At 71.9% G+C, this 16,677-nt stretch carries 18 protein-coding genes; 10 read left to right on the forward strand and 8 right to left on the reverse strand.

All coding sequences use genetic code 11. The features are described 5' to 3' along the window. Nucleotides 1-92: 92 nt before the first annotated feature. Together EMA17_RS25450 and EMA17_RS25455 are read right to left on the reverse strand one after the other, a co-directional pair. Complete coding sequence (locus tag EMA17_RS25450) at nt 93-1,331, reverse strand: MFS transporter (RefSeq protein WP_160161544.1); 1,239 nt, start codon at nt 1,329-1,331, stop codon at nt 93-95. Continuing rightward, nucleotides 1,328-2,041: a DsbA family oxidoreductase gene (locus EMA17_RS25455; protein WP_126639446.1), complete on the reverse strand. Its 714-nt coding sequence runs from the start codon at nt 2,039-2,041 to the stop codon at nt 1,328-1,330. The genes EMA17_RS25450 and EMA17_RS25455 overlap by 4 nt, the downstream gene beginning before the upstream one ends. Before the next feature lie 290 nt (nt 2,042-2,331). On the opposite strand from EMA17_RS25455, the gene EMA17_RS51955 reads away from it, so the two are divergent. From EMA17_RS51955 to EMA17_RS25480, 5 genes are all read left to right on the forward strand, one after another. Then, a complete protein-coding gene (locus EMA17_RS51955) occupies nt 2,332-2,871 on the forward strand; it encodes a TIGR03086 family metal-binding protein (protein WP_160161545.1) in 540 nt (179 codons plus the stop codon). A gap of 139 nt (nt 2,872-3,010) precedes the next feature. After that, nucleotides 3,011-3,946: an MBL fold metallo-hydrolase gene (locus tag EMA17_RS25465; protein ID WP_126639448.1), complete on the forward strand. Its 936-nt coding sequence runs from the start codon at nt 3,011-3,013 to the stop codon at nt 3,944-3,946. A 531-nt stretch (nt 3,947-4,477) separates the two neighbouring features. Then, a complete protein-coding gene (locus EMA17_RS25470) occupies nt 4,478-5,266 on the forward strand; it encodes a CoA transferase subunit A (RefSeq protein ID WP_126639449.1) in 789 nt (262 codons plus the stop codon). Next, nucleotides 5,263-5,892 (forward strand): CoA transferase subunit B, encoded by a 630-nt coding sequence (locus EMA17_RS25475; protein ID WP_126639450.1) that lies wholly within the window; start codon nt 5,263-5,265, stop codon nt 5,890-5,892. Before EMA17_RS25470 ends, EMA17_RS25475 begins: the two co-directional genes overlap by 4 nt. Before the next feature lie 120 nt (nt 5,893-6,012). Further along, nucleotides 6,013-6,987 (forward strand): fumarylacetoacetate hydrolase family protein, encoded by a 975-nt coding sequence (locus EMA17_RS25480; RefSeq protein WP_126639451.1) that lies wholly within the window; start codon nt 6,013-6,015, stop codon nt 6,985-6,987. A gap of 53 nt (nt 6,988-7,040) precedes the next feature. On the opposite strand, the gene EMA17_RS25485 is transcribed toward EMA17_RS25480, so the two are convergent. From EMA17_RS25485 to EMA17_RS25495, 3 genes are all read right to left on the reverse strand, one after another. Then, nucleotides 7,041-7,685 carry a response regulator gene (locus tag EMA17_RS25485; RefSeq protein WP_126639452.1) on the reverse strand — a complete coding sequence of 215 codons (645 nt, stop codon included), beginning with the start codon at nt 7,683-7,685 and terminating at the stop codon, nt 7,041-7,043. Further along, on the reverse strand, nt 7,673-8,953 hold the full coding sequence (locus tag EMA17_RS25490; RefSeq protein WP_160161546.1) for a sensor histidine kinase: 1,281 nt from the start codon (nt 8,951-8,953) through the stop codon (nt 7,673-7,675). Before EMA17_RS25490 ends, EMA17_RS25485 begins: the two co-directional genes overlap by 13 nt. Before the next feature lie 139 nt (nt 8,954-9,092). Then, nucleotides 9,093-10,289 (reverse strand): MFS transporter, encoded by a 1,197-nt coding sequence (locus EMA17_RS25495; RefSeq protein ID WP_246126887.1) that lies wholly within the window; start codon nt 10,287-10,289, stop codon nt 9,093-9,095. Nucleotides 10,290-10,352: 63 nt separating this feature from the next. Here EMA17_RS25495 and EMA17_RS25500 point away from each other — a divergent pair, with 63 nt between their 5' ends. Then, a complete protein-coding gene (locus tag EMA17_RS25500) occupies nt 10,353-10,814 on the forward strand; it encodes a winged helix-turn-helix transcriptional regulator (protein ID WP_126639454.1) in 462 nt (153 codons plus the stop codon). A 19-nt stretch (nt 10,815-10,833) separates the two neighbouring features. Here the strand turns inward: EMA17_RS25500 and EMA17_RS25505 are convergent, their stop codons facing one another. The 3 genes from EMA17_RS25505 to EMA17_RS25515 all read right to left on the reverse strand — a co-directional run bounded on the left by EMA17_RS25505 (nt 10,834) and on the right by EMA17_RS25515 (nt 12,630). Beyond that, nucleotides 10,834-11,400: a hypothetical protein gene (locus EMA17_RS25505; RefSeq protein ID WP_126639455.1), complete on the reverse strand. Its 567-nt coding sequence runs from the start codon at nt 11,398-11,400 to the stop codon at nt 10,834-10,836. Between the two features lie 150 nt (nt 11,401-11,550). Next, nucleotides 11,551-11,904, reverse strand: a complete 354-nt coding sequence (locus EMA17_RS25510; RefSeq protein WP_126639456.1) for an avidin-fold protein — start codon at nt 11,902-11,904, stop codon at nt 11,551-11,553. A gap of 132 nt (nt 11,905-12,036) precedes the next feature. Next, nucleotides 12,037-12,630 carry a hypothetical protein gene (locus EMA17_RS25515; protein ID WP_126639457.1) on the reverse strand — a complete coding sequence of 198 codons (594 nt, stop codon included), beginning with the start codon at nt 12,628-12,630 and terminating at the stop codon, nt 12,037-12,039. Between the two features lie 252 nt (nt 12,631-12,882). On the opposite strand from EMA17_RS25515, the gene EMA17_RS25520 reads away from it, so the two are divergent. The 4 genes from EMA17_RS25520 (at nt 12,883) to EMA17_RS25535 (ending at nt 16,577) form a co-directional block, all read left to right on the forward strand. After that, nucleotides 12,883-13,419: a GNAT family N-acetyltransferase gene (locus tag EMA17_RS25520; protein WP_126639458.1), complete on the forward strand. Its 537-nt coding sequence runs from the start codon at nt 12,883-12,885 to the stop codon at nt 13,417-13,419. Nucleotides 13,420-13,602: 183 nt separating this feature from the next. Next, entirely contained in the window at nt 13,603-14,709 is a 1,107-nt protein-coding gene (locus tag EMA17_RS25525; RefSeq protein WP_126639459.1) for an alcohol dehydrogenase catalytic domain-containing protein, read from the forward strand. Nucleotides 14,710-14,809: 100 nt separating this feature from the next. After that, a complete protein-coding gene (locus tag EMA17_RS25530; protein WP_126639460.1) occupies nt 14,810-15,760 on the forward strand; it encodes a cyclase family protein in 951 nt (316 codons plus the stop codon). A gap of 334 nt (nt 15,761-16,094) precedes the next feature. Next, nucleotides 16,095-16,577 (forward strand): MarR family winged helix-turn-helix transcriptional regulator, encoded by a 483-nt coding sequence (locus EMA17_RS25535; protein WP_160161547.1) that lies wholly within the window; start codon nt 16,095-16,097, stop codon nt 16,575-16,577. The last annotated feature ends 100 nt before the right edge of the window (nt 16,578-16,677 follow it).

Below are 16,677 nucleotides of genomic sequence, written 5' to 3' on the forward strand. Positions count from 1 at the left end.
CCGGGGCCGGTCGGCGCCGGGCCGATGGCGATTCGGCACCGAACCTGTCCCGTTCGGGCATGACTTGCCCCGGTTCGGTGCCGAACTCCGGCTCAGCGGCGGACCGCTCCCGCGGTGAGGGCGATGACCGCCACGAGTACCGCCGGGATGGCCAGGGCCGTGGTCAGGCTGGTGTGGTGGGCGATGAAGCCGATCACCGGAGGGCCGGCCAGCAGGCCGATGTACGCGATGCCGGTCACCCGGGAGATGGCCCATGCGGCCGGAACCCCGGGGGTGTTGCCGGCCGCGCTGAACGTCACCGGGGCGACCGGGGCCACGCCGATGCCGAACAGGGTGAAGCCGAGCACCGATACCGCCGGCCAGGGGGTGACCAGGGCGATCGTCATGCCCAGTGCGGCGATCAGCGCGCCCACGCGCAACACGCGCACCGGACCGAAGCGTTCCACCACGTGGTCGCCCGCGAAGCGGCCGGCCGCCATGGCCACCGACATGCCCGCGAAGCCGAGGCCGGCGACACCCGCCGAACTGTCCAGCGTTTCGCGCAGGTGTACCCCGCTCCAGTCGGCGACCGCGCCCTCGCCGACGAAGGAGCACAGGCCGATCAGCGCGAGCAGGACGACCGCACGGTAGCCGGCGAGCAGTCGGCCCAGGCCGCCTTCGGCCGGGGCGGGTGCGCCGTCCGCGTCGGTGGTCGTGTCCGGCGCGCGTGCGGTCTCCGTCGCGCGTACATGGGGGTCGTCCGCGGGACCCAGAAGTGCCCGCGACCCGACCCAGACCGCGACCGCGAGTACGCCGGCCATGATCGACAGGTGCACCCGGGGGGTGATGCCCAGCGCCGCGGCGCCGGAGCCGACCAGGGCCCCGAACAGACCGCCCAGGCTGTAGCCGCCGTGCAGGCTGTTCATGATCGGGCGGCGCAACTGCTGTTCGATCGCCACGCCCTGGGCGTTCGCCGCGACGTCGGTGAAGCCCATCAGGCCACCCAGGACCAGCAGGCCGACCGCGAGCGAGGGCAGGTCCCACGCGAACGCCGGCAGCAGCAGGGACAGGCAGCCGCCGATCACCGACACCCGGGCGACGCGTCTGCTGCCCCAGCGCCCGGCGGCGGTGCCCGCGAGTTGCACCGCCACCAGCGCGCCCACCGGCGAGCCCAGCAGGGCCAGACCCAACTGGGCGTCGTCCAGGTCCAGATCCTCCTTGAACTGGGGGATCCGGGCCAGGAAGTCGGCCACCGCGGCGCTGAACGCGAAGAAGACGAACAGTGCCGCGAACCGCGCGCGACGCAACCGCGCGACGGACGGTGTCTCGGCCCGTTCCCCCAGGGTGCTCACACCGCGCAGGAGCCGTCGGCGCACGCGTCGCCGCCGGCCGGCTCCGGGGCGGCGGACGAGGAGACATCGCGCTCGCGCATTTCGGCCCGCACCTGCTTGAGCACCCGCAGGAAGGTGGTGGACTCCTCCGCGCCCTGGACCGCCCAGGTGCCCTCGAAGACGAACGTCGGCACCGCCGTGACGCCCATCTCCCGCGCCTCGTCGATCTCCCGCCGCACCTCGGCGACGCCCTCGTCGGAGGCCAGGTAGGCGACCACCCGATCACGATCCAGACCCGCCTCGACCGCGAACTCGGTCAGACGGGCGTGGTCGGCGACGTTCTCGCCCTCGGTGAAGTACGCGGCGAGCAACCGGTCCTTGAGCGCGGCCTGGGCCGTCGGGCCGTACTCGGTCAGCGCGAGCCGCAACACCCGGTGCGCGGTCAGCGTGTTCACGGCCAGCGCGTTGGCGAAGTCGAAGGCGATGCCCGCGTCCGCGCCGACCTCGGCGAGCCGGGCGTTCATGGCGTCCAGGTTGCCCGCGCCGAACTTCTCCGCCAGTCGCTCGCGCAGCGGGGCCGGTTCCGCGGGAGTGGTCGGGTCCAGTTCGTACGGGCGGTACGTGACCTCGACGTCCTCGCCGCCGGGGAACACGGCCAACGCTCGCTCGAAGCGGCGCTTGCCGACGTAGCACCACGGGCACGCGATATCGCTGTATATCTCGACCTTCACTTGCTCTCCAGCCTTCCGGATCGGGGGCCCGGGGTCGGCGCGCGGCGTCGGGCCGCGACGGCGCGCCGGGACGCGGGAAGTTCGGGCGGTGTACGGGACGGGCGCGGGTCGGGTGTATCGGCGGGCACGGCGTCGGACACACCCGAGGCAAAACATTCGTGCGGGCGTCATCATTCCCCAACCGCGACGTATCGCGGCTTCGGGGCCTGGGCGTAGCCTGTCCGCTGCTCGTCTCCCGTCACCCGGACATCACGCCGCGTGGGCGCGGCGTCACCCCCCGAGGAGCCTTCGTGGACCAGATCACCCAGTACCGGCGCGCCGTCGAGAGCTTCCGCCTGCTGCTGGCCGAGGTCGGCGACGCGGAGCTGACACTGTCCTGTCCGTGTTCCGAATGGGACGTCCGGGCCCTGCTGGCGCATACGACCGGCGCGCAGCGCGGCCTGGCGTCGGCGCTGACCGGGCCGAGCGAGCCGGTGTCCGAGGACCCCCGCGAGGACTTCGAGGCGGCGGTGGAGACGATGGTCGCGACCTTCACCCCGGAGCGGATCGCCGCCGCCATCAAGACCCCGTTCGGCGAGCGGACCGGCGGCTTCCTGCTCGGCATGGCCACCGGCGACATCTTCGTACACGCGTGGGACCTGGCTCGGGCGCTGGGCCGGTCGAGCGACCTGGACCCCGAACTCGCCGAGGAACTGCTCGAGCGCATGCGGCAGACGCTTCCGGACGCCGCCCGCGGCGAGGGCCGCGCGTTCGGCCCCGTGCAGCCGGTCGCCCCGGACGCGCCGGCCGCGGACCGGCTCGCCGCGTTCACCGGACGCGCGGTCAACTGACCGCAAATCGCCGATCGGGCCCGGGACATCCCGGGACAAGACCTCCCGGACGCGGCAACTGACGGTACGTCAGGCTGCGCGGAGGGCGGTCGGCGGTGTAAGCACGTCAACGCACACCCCCAGTCGATCGGGAGTATCGATGAGCACGTCGCAGCACGATCACGGCCGGATGGATCCGCCTCGCGTCCAGGAGGTGGCCGACGGAGCGTACGCGTACATCCAGCCGGACGGCACCTGGTGGATCAACAACACCGGGTTCCTGGTCGGTCCGGAGGGCGTCGTCGCGATCGACGGCTGCGCCACCGAGGCCCGCACCCGGACCTTCCAGGAGACGATCGCCAAGCACACCGACGCACCGGTGCGCACGCTGATCAACACGCACCACCACGGGGACCACACGAACGGGAACTACCTGTTCGAGACGGCCACGATCGTCGCGCACGAGAAGACCCGGACCGAGATACTGAATCTCGGGATCATGGAGGTCGAGTCGATCTGGCCGGGTGTCGGCTGGGGCGGCGTGCGGGCGGTGCCGCCGTTCCTCACCTTCACCGAGGGCGTCACCGTGTACGCGGGCGATCTGCGGGCCCAGGTCCGGCACTTCGGTGCCGCGCACACCTCGAACGACTCGGTGGTGTGGCTGGAGGAGCAGAGTGTCCTGTACACGGGCGACCTGATCTTCAACGGCGGTACTCCGTTCCTGCTGATGGGTTCGCCCGCCGGCTACCTCGAAGTGCTCCGGAAGGTGAAGGAGTTGGGCGCGACGACGTTGGTCCCCGGGCACGGCGAGGTGTGCGGTCCGGACCAGATCGACTACGCCATCGGGTACACCGAATTCGTGCTGGAGACCGCGCGCAAGGGTCGTGAGGCGGGTCTGGACCCGTTGAGCGTGGCGCGGGAGACGGATCTGGGCGAGTACGCGGCGCTGTCCGACTCGGAGCGGATCGTGGGCAACCTGCACCGGGCCTACGCGGAACTGGGTGGGGTGGAGCGGGCGGGGGCGATCGATGTCTACGCCGCGCTCGGGGACATGGTGGCGTTCAACGGGGGCAAGCCGCTCTCGTGCTACGCGTAGTTGCGGTTGGTCGGCCCGGTGGTCTGGCCGGCCCCATGCGCTCGGGCCGTGCGGCTGCCGGGTGGCCTCATGCGCCGGCCGGGCTGCTTGGCCTCAGGCGCCGGCCGGGCTGATGGGTTCGGCCTTGGGTCGGGTGGCCTCAGGCGCCGGCCGGGCTGATGGGTTCGGCCTTGGGTCGGGTGGCCTCAGGCGCCGGCCGGGCTGATGGGTTCGGCCTTCGGCCGGGTGGCCTCAAACGCCGGCCGGGCTGATCGGTTCGGTCCTCGGCTGAGTCGCCTCATGGGGCGGCCGAGCTGATCGGTTCGGCCTCGGCTGCTTGGTCTTATGTGTTGGTCGGGCTGATCGGTTCGGTTCTCGGGTGAGTCGTGTCATACGCCGGCCGGGCTGGGGGTTTGGCCCGGTCGGCGTTGTTGTGTGGTGGGTTGGCTTGGTTGTTGCCTGCTCCTGGGCTTCCGGTGAGTGGAAGGGGTTTGCCGGGGGGCCGGGGATCCGGGGCTAGCGTCCAGGGGCGGGTCGGTGATTGGAGATGGCGTGGACAAGGTGGTCGGGGCGGCCGCTGACGCGGTTTCGGATGTGTGGGACGGGGCCTCGATTGCCGTCGGGGGGTTTGGCCTCTGTGGGATTCCCTCGGTGTTGATCGGTGCCCTGCACGCGCAGGGAGCCACCGGGCTGAGGGTGGTTTCGAACAACTGCGGGGTCGATCGGTGGGGGCTCGGCGTCCTGTTGCATGCCGGGAGGATCGCTCGGGCGACCGGTAGCTACGTCGGGGAGAACAAGGAGTTCGCCCGGCAGTACCTCTCCGGGGAACTGGAGCTGGAGCTGACCCCCCAGGGAACGCTGGCCGAGCGGTTGCGGGCCGGCGGTTGTGGGATCCCGGCGTTCTACACGCCGGCCGGGGTCGGGACGCAGGTGGCCGAGGGCGGACTCCCCTGGCGCTACGACTCGGCGGGCAACGTGGTGGTGGCCTCGCCGCGCAAGGAGGTCCGCGTCTTCGACGGCGTCGAGTACGTCCTGGAAGAGGCGATCACCACCGACTTCGCCCTGGTCCGGGCGGCCCGCGGCGACCGGCACGGCAACCTGGTGTTCGACAAGTCGGCACGCAACTTCAACCCGCTCGCGGCGATGGCCGGTCGCATCACCGTCGCCGAGGTCGAGGAACTGGTCGAGCCGGGCGGGATCGATCCCGACGCGATACACCTGCCCGGGGTGTTCGTCCAGCGCGTGGTGGCGCTGACCCCGGCCCAGGTCGCCGAGAAGCCGATCGAGAAGAAGACCACGAACGGCGCGCCGGCGGTGCGCGGAACGGTGCGCGACCGATGACGCTGACCAGGGACGAGATGGCCGCCCGGGCGGCGGCCGAGCTGACCGACGGCTCCTACGTCAACCTCGGGATCGGCCTGCCCACCCTCGTGCCCAACCACATCCCGGCCGGCGTACACGTCGTGCTGCACTCGGAGAACGGGCTGCTCGGCGTCGGGCCGTACCCGACCGAGGACGCGGTCGACCCGGACCTGATCAACGCCGGCAAGGAGACCGTCACGGTCCTGCCGGGCGCCTCCTGCTTCGACTCGGCGCTCTCCTTCGGGATGATCCGAGGCGGCCACATCGACACCGCGATCCTGGGCGCGATGCAGGTCAGTGTGGTCGGCGACCTGGCGAACTGGACCGTCCCCGGCAGCATGATCAAGGGCATGGGCGGCGCGATGGACCTCGTGCACGGCGCCCGCCGGGTGATCGTGCTGATGGAGCACGTGACCAGGAAGGGCGAGCACAAGATCGTCGACGAGTGCTCCCTGCCGCTCACCGGGAAACGCTGCGTGCGTCGGATCATCACCGACCTCGCGGTGCTCGACGTGACCGATCGCGGCCTGCTCCTGGTCGAGACCGCCCCCGGGGTGACCGAGGACGAGGTGCGCGCGAAGACCGGGGCACGACTGCTGACCTGACGCCGATCGCCGAGGTCGCGGCGGGTGCGCTCGGGATCGGCCGGCGCCGATGTGATCATTTAGCGATACCGACGCATCGTCGCCGGTCCTCGGCACGTACCGGAACAAGGAGCACCAATCGTGAAGTTCGCGACCTTCGACCTTGATGGCTCGATCCACGCCGGAGTGGTGTCGGGCGAGGACGCGGTACATCCGCTGCCGGCCGGCGAGACCCTGCTCGGCCTGATCGAACGTGGTGCCGAGGCCCTGCGCGCGGCGGGCGAGCGGGCCCTGGCCGGTCCCTCGGTCGCGCTCGCCGACGTACGCCTGCTGCCGCCGCTCCAGCCGCCCACGGTCCGCGACTTCGTGGCGTTCGAGGAGCACGTCGAAGGGGCCATGATCACCGTGCAGGGACCGGGCGCGGTCGTGGTTCCGGAGTGGTACGAGCTGCCCACCTTCTACTTCACCAACCCGTACGCGATCATCGGCCCGAACGACCCGGTCCCGATGCCGCCGGGGTCGGCCGTGCTCGACTTCGAGTTGGAGGTCGGCATCGTGATCGGCCGGGCGGGTCAGGACCTGACGGTGGATCAGGCCGCCGAACACATCATCGGCTACACCATCTTCAACGACTGGTCGGCCCGTGACCTGCAGTCCCGGGAGATGCGGGTCGGCCTCGGCCCGTGCAAGGGCAAGGACACCGCGACCACGCTCGGCCCGTGGCTGGTGACGGCGGACGAGTTCGAGGAATACCGGGACGCGGACGGCTTCCTGGACATCGCCATGCGCGCCTCGGTCAACGGCGTCGAGGTCGGTCGGGACTCGCTGGTCAACATGGGCTGGCCGCCCGCCGAACTGGTCGCCTACGCCTCGCGCGGCACCTGGATCCGGCCCGGCGACGTGCTCGGCACCGGCACCTGCGGCAACGGTGGTTGCCTGGGCGAACTGTGGGGCCGGGGGCGGGAGTTGCCGTCGCTGCGCCCCGGTGACACGGTCTCCCTGACGGTCGAGGGCATCGGTACGGTGGCCAACACGGTGGTCGAGGGCGCGGCGCCGCGACCCATCCCGGCGGCGCGCAAGCGCCCGCGCACCCGCAGGGACTCCTTCGACGCGTGAGCCGGCGACGCCCGGCCGGCGGCCCCGCTCGGGGCCGTCGGCCGGGCGCGGGTTCAGCCGTTCAGGTAGGCCAGTACGGCGAGCACCCGGCGATGTCCCGCCTCGTCGGGGGCCAGACCCAGCTTCGCGAAGATGTTCCGGATGTGCTTGTTGACCGCGCCCTCGCTGATCACCAGGAGCCGGGCGAGATCGGTATTGGATCGGCCCTCCGCCATCAGCGCCAGCACCTCGCGCTCGCGCGGGGTCAGCTCGCGCAGCGGGTCGTCGGAGCGCCGCCGGACCAGGAGTTGGCCGACCACCTCCGCGTCCATCACCGTGCCGCCCGCCGCCACCCGGCGCAGCGCGTCGGCGAACTCCTCGACGTCGCCCACTCGTTGCTTGAGCAGGTAGCCGATCGCGCCGCGGCCGTCGGCGAGCAGTTCGGCGGCGTACCGGTCCTCGACATAGGCGGACAGGACCAGCACCGGCAACCCGGGTCGGCGCCGCCGGGCCTCGATCGCGGCGCGCAGCCCCTCGTCCCGGAAATCCGGCGGCAACCGCACGTCGACCACCGTCGCCTCCGGCGCGTGGGTGTCCACCGCGGCCAGGAAGTCGGTGCCGTTGTCGACCGCCGCGACCACCTCGAAGCCCTCGCCGGCCAGCAGCAGGGTCAGCCCCTCGCGCAGCAGCGCGTCGTCCTCGGCGATCACCACCCGCACGGCAACTCCGCCCGCAGTCGGGTCGGTCCGCCGGCCGGACTGCGCAGCGTCACCCGGCCGTCCAGGGCGTCCGCACGGCGGCGCATGCCCACCACGCCGCTGCCGGCGCGCTCGTCGGCGCCGCCGCGTCCGTCGTCCTCGACCTCGATCACCAGCGTGCCCTCCTCGTTCGCCAGCCGTACCCCGACGTGCTCGGCCCGACTGTGCCTGGCCACATTGTTCAACGCCTCGGCGACGATGAAGTACGCGGCGGTCTCCACGGCGGCCGGTGCCCGGCCGAGGCAGGCGGTGTCCACCACGCAGGGCACCGGGGAGCGGGCGGCGAGCGCGGCGACGGCGCCGTCCAGGCCGCGTTCGTCCAGGATCGGCGGATAGATCCCGCGCACCACCTCGCGCAGTTCGTCCAGGGCACCGGTCGCCGCCTGCCGGGCGCGGCGTACCAGCGGCGGCGCCTGCTCCGGGTCGCGCTCCAGGGCCCGTTCGATCAGCCCGAGATGCATCACCACCGCGAGCAGCCGGTTCTGCGTACCGTCGTGCAGGTCCCGCTCGATCCGCCGCAGTTCGGCGGCGTGCGCGTCCAGCGCGGCGGCCCGACTCGCCGTCACCTCGGCCAGCCGCTCGGCGACCGAACGATTCGCCGGCGGCGTGAGCAGCCTGCGGCTGAGCCGGGCCTGGCCGCGCAGCAGCGGCGGGATCAGCGCGCAGGCGAGCACCGCGACCAGCACGCCGATCGGCAACATGACCGCCGCCCGCCCCCACGAGTCGACGGCGAAGCCGACACCGGACGGCGACCGCCCGGGGATCGCCCACCACCACAGCGGCATGGTCACGTCGTTGACCGCGGCCAGGGCCAGGCCGAGGCCCAGCGAGGCGGCGAGGGTACCGGTGAGCGCGTGCACCGGAAGCCAGCACAGATCGCGCATGCCCGCCCGGTCGGTGAGCAGGCCGCGGGCGCGGGCGACCGGCGAGCCCTCGACGGGGCGATAGCGCTCGGGCACGGGCGGCCCACCGAGCACCGCCCCGACCCGGCGGCGCTCCATCCCGGCCAGGCGGCGCACCCCCCGCATCAGCGGCGGGAGCAGCGGCACACCGAGGCCGGTGAGGCAGAGCACCCCGACCACGACGACCGCGGGCAGCGCCGACAGGGCGAGCAGGCCGCCGGCGCCGGCCCGCGCGAGCAGACCCGACTGCGTGGGGAGGCGCCGGAGCGCGGGCAGGAGGCCGGGCAGGGCGAGCGGGCGGCGCGGCTCGCGGGTCGTCGGCACCATGGCGGACCTCCTTGCGCGTTCGTCGTGGTGCCCGCACCGTCTTCGGGACGCGCGCATGCGGGTCGTCGCCGGCCCGCTCCCGGATCCTACGTTCGTACGGGTCGACGACCCGCCCCCGAACCCGTCGACGCGATCCGGCTCACGCCGTGACCGGCGCGGGCCGGTCGCGCCGCGTCGGGTCCACCACCCACAGCAGCAGCGCGAGCGCGCCGAAACCCGCGCCGAGCAGGCAGACGGCGGTCCAGCCCGCCGCCGCGTACAGCGCGGTCGAGGCGATCGCGCCGCCCGCGCTGCCGATCGAGTAGAAGATCATGTAGCCGCCGATCAGCCGACTGCCGGCCTCCGGACGGAGCGGGTAGATCAGGCTCTGGTTGGTGACGTGTACCGCCTGGACGGCGAGGTCGAGCACGATCGTGCCCACCACCAGGGCCCACAACGACTGGCGGGTGAACGCGAGCGGCAGCCAGGACACGGTCAGCAACACCAGCGCGACCCCGGTGACCCGGTGTGCGTGACCGAGGTCGCCCAGCCGCCCGGCCGGGATCGCGCCCAGCGCGCCCGCCGCGCCGGCCAGGCCGAAGGCGCCGATCGCGGTGTGCGACAGGGACAGCGGAGGTTCGCTGAGCGGCAGGGCGATGCTGCTCCAGAGCGTGCTGAACGCGGCGAAGATCAGCAGGGCGAAGCCGGCCCGCACGCGAAAGACCGGTTCCTCGACGAACAGCCGCACGGTCGAGCCGAGCAGTTCGCGATACGACAGCGGGGGAGTGTCGACGCGCCGCCTCGGGAGCACGCGATACAGCGTCGCCGCCAGGACCAGGGTCAGCGCGGCCGAGCACAGGTACACCGCGCGCCAGCCCGCGAGGTCGGCCAGCAGGCCCGAGACCGTGCGGGCGAGCAGGATGCCGAGGACCACGCCGCTGGTGACCGCGCCGACCACACGCCCTCGTTCGGCGGGGGCGGCGAGCGAGGCGGCGTAGGCGACCACCGCCTGGGTGACCACGGCGAGCAGGCCGACCGCGATCATCGCCAGGAACAGCGGGGCGGCTCCCCGGGCCGTACCGACGGCCACCAACGCGACGGCGAGCAGGGCGAATTGACCCACGATCAGGCGGCGGCGGTCGATCAGGTCGCCCAGCGGGACGAGCAGGAACAGGCCGAACCCGTAGCCGACCTGGGTGAGGGTGACCACGACGCCGACGGTTCCGGGCGCGAGGCCGAGGTCGTGGCCCATGGTCACCAGGAGCGGCTGGGCGAGGTAGACGTTGGCGACCGCGACACCGGCGGCGATCGCGAAGAGCAGGGTGAGGGCGCGAGATATCTGGTTGCAAGTTGCCACCAGGTGACCATAGGCAACCTTGGTAGCATGTTGCAACCGGAGGGGTGAGCGAGAGGACGGGCCATGGTGCAGCGCACGCGGTTGGACGAGGACAGTTGTCCGGTGGCGCGATCGGTGGACGCGATCGGTGACTGGTGGTCGCTGCTGATCGTGCGCGACGCGTTCGACGGAAGCCGCCGGTTCGGCGAGTTCCAGCGCAGTCTCGGGGTGGCCAAGAACATCCTGACCGCCCGACTGCGGGCCCTGGTGGCCGGCGGGATCCTGGAGACGGTGCCCGCGTCGGACGGCAGCGCCTACCGGGAATACGTGCTGACCGTGAAGGGGCGCGACCTCTTCCCCGTGGTCGTCGCGCTGCGGCAGTGGGGCGAGGCACACTGGTTCGGGCCCGGCGAGCCGATGTCCAGGCTCCTGGACCGACGCGACGGCCGCCCGCTGCGCACCCTGGAGGTGCGTGCGGCGGACGGCCGCGCGATCCGGCCGGAGGACACCGAGGTGGAGCGGGTCGGCGAGGTCGGCGAGGACTGACCGACCGGGCGAACCCGCCCTACTCGCCCGGGACTTCGGCGAGCCCGAGGTGGTTCAGCAGGGTGAAGAACAACTGCTCGACGAACGGATCCCGGCGCAGGCTCAACAACTCCAGGATCGGTTCGGGCCGCACCTCGTAGCCGGCCGCCGCCGCCCACCGCACCGCCGCCTCGGCCACTCGCGGCCGATCCTCCTCCAGCCACGCGGCGGCCTCGCCCCGGAACCGGGCGAGGTCACCCCGGTCCCCGCCCCGGTGCCACCGGTTCCGCGCCAACCGCGAGGCGGCGGTGCCCGGGTCGAGCCACCCCTCCCAGAAGTCCGTCCCGCTCAGTCCCTGGACATGCGCGACGTCGCTCTCGAACACCCCGCACACCAGCACGGGGGAGCCGGTCCGGGCGGCCAGGTCGGTCAACCACGGGCCCTGGAAGGCGTACGGATCCTCGAAGTGGCGCACGTGCACCGCGCGCCAGCCGTCGCGGTAGGCCCACTCGGCGTAGACCGGATGGCCCTCCCCGCCGACATACGGCGCCAGGTCGGCCAGCGGCGTGTCCGCACGTAAAACGACGATGTCCCCGTTGAACCCCATGGCCACCCCTTCGGTCGCGATGTCCGTTGCGGCCCAACGTAGATACCGCGTCCGACAACCGACCGGGTGCCGGGGACGGGGGTGTGCCGGGGTCTTCGCGCGACGGCTCCGGGCGACTCTCCCGTCGTGGCCCGGATCCGCCGTCGGCGGTCAGTTCCCGGTCTCGGCGACCTGCTCCACCGCGCTCGTCCCGTTGCCTTCGCGGGACTCCCACTCCCAGGTCTCGTCCAGCCGGATCCGACCGTCCGGCAACACGACGACGGCGCTCACGCAGTGCCCGGACGCGGTACCCCCGGAGCGGTTCAGCTGCACATAGCGGAAGTCCAGCGTGTCCCCGTCGCGGGTACCGACGAGGTGACCGTGCACGATGTCGCCCCCGTCGTACTCGGCCCAGATCCGGCCGTCCGCCTCGTGGTACGCGAACAGCGTGGACGCGTCCACCTCTCCGTGCTCGGGGCGGCCGAGCGGGGCGAATCGAAGTCCATCCAGGGAAGGTGCGGTCATCGCGGGCTCCTTGGGCGAAGGCGAGGCGCGTCGGCGCTTGGTAGCCCGCAGCGTAGGTGGCGTGTCCGGGGGCCCGATTTCGGGGTCGGGGCGTCGACCGGGGAAGATTTCCGCGCTCGAAGGATTCCCGCTCTACTCGTCCGGGGTGCCCTTCCAACGCCACTTGCCCACCCGGCGCGGATGGCCCGGCAACTCGGCGCGGCCGGTACACCACAGCAGGGCCGGCCAGGGCTCGAAGCCGGCGGGGGCGTCGGGGAACATCCGGGCCAGTACGCGGGCGCAGATCTTCGGGTCGGGCCGGTAGTCCAGGCCGAGCCCCGCCGCCATGTCGTGCGTGTGGACCATCACCTCGACCATGCCCATCGCGGCGAAGCCGTCCGGGTCGGAGACGCCGTACGGGTGGTAGGCGCGGTTCGAGTCCGGGTGCGTGGTGACCACCGACGCCAGGATCGTGCCGCCGGCGCGGACCGCGTGCAACATCTGGGCCGGCGTCGGGTCGTCCTCGGCGTGGATGTCGACCGGGACGTAGTCGTCCATCCGACTCGACGCGACCTGACCCGCGTAGGCGTACAGATCCCCGACCACGTGGACCAGCGTGTACCAGCAGTCCCATTCGAGGTCCCCGGCCGGCCGCGACCAGTCCCGATCACCCACGGTGGCCTCGGCCAGGACCGCGACGGCGTGCGCGACCGTCGCCTCCACATCCCGCGCTGCGTGTGCTCCCATCCGGCGAGTTATACCGGCGCGGCCACGGGAACGCACGCGACTATCGCGGGCGCCGCCGCGACCGTGTCGTCGCGGGTGCCGAGCGGTCGACGAGAACGCGCCGGGTCGACCCGGTGGGCCCGGCGGCCACCCCCGTGTGGAGCCCGTGGGGGCGCGGGTGAGGATGGAGACGTGCCCGTGGCTCCGCTCACCGTCCCGTCGATCGCTGCCGACGGCCGTGTTCGCCGGATCGTCCCGTCCTCGGAGAACGCCATGACCTCGACTGCCCCAGCCCCCGACGGCCGCGATTTCGCCGCCGTCACGATCGTGCCGATGCGCGCCGAGCACGCGGAGTCGGTGCTCGCGATCTATCAGTTCGGCATCGACACCGGCAACGCCACGTTCCAGGAACACGCGCCCGACTGGGCCGAGTTCGACGCCGGCAAGCTGCCCGACCACCGCTTCGTCGCGCTCGACGGGGCCGCCGGCGCGGTGCTCGGCTGGGTGGCCGCGAGCGCCACCTCGCGCCGCCCGGTCTACCACGGCGTGGTGGAGACCTCGGTATACGTCCACCCCGACGCGGCCGGCCGGGGTGTCGGCCGCGCGCTGCTCGGCGCTCAGATCGCCTCGACCGAGGCGGCCGGCGTGTGGACCATCCAGGCCGGCGTCTTCCCCGAGAACGCCGGCAGCCTCGCCCTGCACGCCGCCCTCGGCTTCCGCACCATCGGTGTGCGCGAACGTGTCGGCCGCCACCGCGACCGCTGGCGCGACGTCACCCTCCTGGAGCGCCGCAGCCCCACGGTGGTCTGACCCGGCGATCCGACGGCCCGTCAGATCCCACCTCGGTATGCCTTGACCTCTCCGGGCACCGATGAATAATCGAGATCGGTTGTAGTGACCAAGGATGTGAGTGTTCGGCTTGGGGTGGGCCGGTCCGGGGCGCGGCGAAAACACCTCGCGGCGGGCCGTCCGCCCGGAACGAGGAGACGGTACATGCGCGCGATCCTGCACACCGCCACGGGCGCCGAGATCCGGGACGACGTCACCGTACGTGATCCGGAGGCCGGTGAGGTCCTGGTGCGGATCGTCGCCACCGGCGTCTGTCACAGCGACGTCAGCGTGCTCGAAGGCGTGATCGAGTGGCCCACGCCGGCCGTGCTCGGCCACGAGGGCGCGGGCATCGTGGAGAAGGTCGGCGCGGGGGTCGGCGCGGTCGCGCCGGGCGACCACGTCGTGATCACCACGATCGCCGCGTGCGGGATGTGCCGGCACTGCCAGACCGGACACCCGAACCGCTGTCGGCAGACGCTGGGCAACCGCGGTACGCCGTTCGCGATCGGCGACGAGCCGGTGTGGAACTTCGCCGGCGCCTCCACCTTCGCCGAGCTGACCCTGGTCAAGGAGATCCAGTGCGTGACCATCCCCAAGGACGTGCCGCTGACCTCCGCGTGCCTGGTCCCGTGCGGCGTGGTCACCGGCGCGGGCGCCGTACTCAACCGGGCCAACGTGCTCCCCGGGCAGACCGCGGCGGTGATCGGCCTCGGCGGCGTCGGCCTGTCCGCCGTCCAGGCGCTGCGCCTGAAGGGCGCGGGCCGGGTGGTCGGCATCGACACCGTGCCCGGCAAGTTCGAACCGGCCGGCGCGTTCGGCGCGACCGACTTCGTCAAGTCCGGCAAGGGCGTCGACGTCGCCGACGAGATCCGCACCCTGTTCCCGTACAGCGACGAGGTCAAGGTCGGCGTGTTCGGCGCGGGCGGCGTGGACTGGATCTTCGAGTGCACCGGCATCCCGGCCGTGCTCGAGAACGCCATGGAGGCGCTGGACTGGGGCGGCACGCTGATCGCCGTCGGCCAACCGGCGCAGACCGCGACCGCGAACATCCGGATCGCCAACCTGCTCCAGTGCGACCGGGGCATCCTGGGCACCCGGGCCGGCGGCGTACGTCCGCACGAGGACATCCGGACCATCATCGAGCTGTACCGCCAGGGCAAGTTCGACCTGGACGCGCTGGTGTCCAAGGTCTATCCGGCGGAGGGCTTCCACGACGTCCTCGACGACATGCACCACGGACGGATCGCCCGCGGGGTCATCGCGTTCTGACCGATCACCCGACCCGGAACGCCGAGCCCGGCCGGATCGCCGATCCGCCCACCCGCCGATTTGTTCACCCGTTCACCCGTTCGAGAGGACCGCGGCAGGCATGACGGAGACTCGCTCGACCGAAGGGGCCACGTCGTCCGTCGCCCCACCCCCCGCCGGCAACTGGGGCCGCTGGGGCGCGGAGGACGAGCGCGGGGCGCTGAACCTGATCGAACCGGAGGGGGTGCGAACGGCCGCGCACGAGGTCCGGACCGGGCGGACCTACTCCCTCGCGCTGCCCATCGCGCGCGGGAACCAGCCGGCCTTCGACTTCCGAGGCTCGCCGCAGCGGTTGACCCTGGTGAGTCAGACCGACGCGATGTACGACGGCTTCGAGGGCGGCGGCGACGTCGGGTCCAACGAGGACGTCCTGATCATCCCGTCGCACAACCTCACCCACATGGACGCGCTCTGCCACGTCCAGGCCAAGGGCCGCTTCTACAACGGTTTCCCGGCCGACACGTTCCGCTCGCACACCGGTGCGGGCCGCTGTGGAATCGACAAGCTGGGCGCGTTCGCGACCCGGGCGGTGCTGCTCGACCTGCCCCGCCACTTCGACACGCCGCATCTGGAGGGCGGCTACCGGATCACCGCCGCGGATCTGGCGGGTTGCGCCGAGCGGCAGGGGGTCGAGGTGCGATCCGGTGACGCGTTGCTGGTGCGGACCGGCTACCTCGACGAATACCGCGCGATCGAGGCGTCCGGCCGCGAGCCGTCCTTCGCGCAGCCCGGTCTGTCGCTCGACGCGGTCGACTACGTCCGGGCCCGGGAGATCAGTGTGGTGGGCGCCGACAACAGCGCGATCGAGTGCATTCCGTTCGACGATCGGTTCCTGTCGGTACATATCGCGTTGCTGGTGGAATCGGGTGTACCCCTGCTCGAACACCTGTGGTTGACCGATCTTGCCGAGGGCATGGCACAGGCGGGTACCTATTCGTGCCTGCTGTGCGTATCCCCGCTTCCGGTCACCGGTGCAACGGGCAGTCCCATCAATCCGGTTGCCATTGTCTGATCGTCGGACGACTGACATAGTCCATGGGCAGGTCGTCTCGGTCTCGTTTCCTCCGTCGGGACCGAGGCGACCGCTCGGATCGAGCCCGCAGCCCTCGCCGATCCACACCAATCCCCCGGCAATTCCCGGCAAATCCCCGCCTCCGGTACGCCTGTGCGCACCCGTACGCACGCCCGTGCATCCGTCGAGGCGCCCACCCGCAATGCGCGGCATTTGCCGAGGCGCCCGGCGGGCCGATCCGCCCCCTCGGCGCGGAATCCGGAATCCGATACGGGTAATGCACGTTATCGCACAGTATTAAATTGACGTAGTCAAGGACTGCTATCATGGCGGGGTGAACTCCACCGAAAACGTCGAAGCGATCCAGCGGGCGCTGGAGGCCCTGCTTCGGCGCCACGCCAGCCGCCGAGTGTACGCGGGCCAGGCCGCCGCGGCGGGCGCGACCATCTCGCAGCCCGCCTATGTGCTGCTGCGCCGAATCGAGAAGCAAGGCCCGCTCCCCATGGGGGAGTTGGCGCGCATGACGAACATGGACCCGGGCGCCACCGCGCGTCAGGTCGGCCAGTTGGAGCGGGACGGCTACGTCCGGCGCTCGCCCAGTCCGGACGACGGTCGGGTCAGCCTCGTCTCGCTCACCCCGCGCGGTGACTCCGTGCGGCGCCGGTTGAACGACGTCATGGATCGACGGATGAGCGAGATGCTGGACCGCTGGAGCGACGAGGATCGCGAGACGTTCGCCACGCTGCTGCAGCGATTCGTCGAGGAGATGGCCCAGGGTGAGATTCCCGCGGCCGAGGTCGAGGACAGCGCGGTCTGAGCATCAGACTATTCGTCATATTCCATATCGATTGCCGGGGTCGGCCGTCCAGGCGTTCGCAGCAGCTGCGTTCGTGACATTCGACGGCGGGCCCCGGCAA

The organism is Embleya hyalina, assembly GCF_003967355.1.
Lineage (GTDB): Bacteria > Actinomycetota > Actinomycetes > Streptomycetales > Streptomycetaceae > Embleya > Embleya hyalina.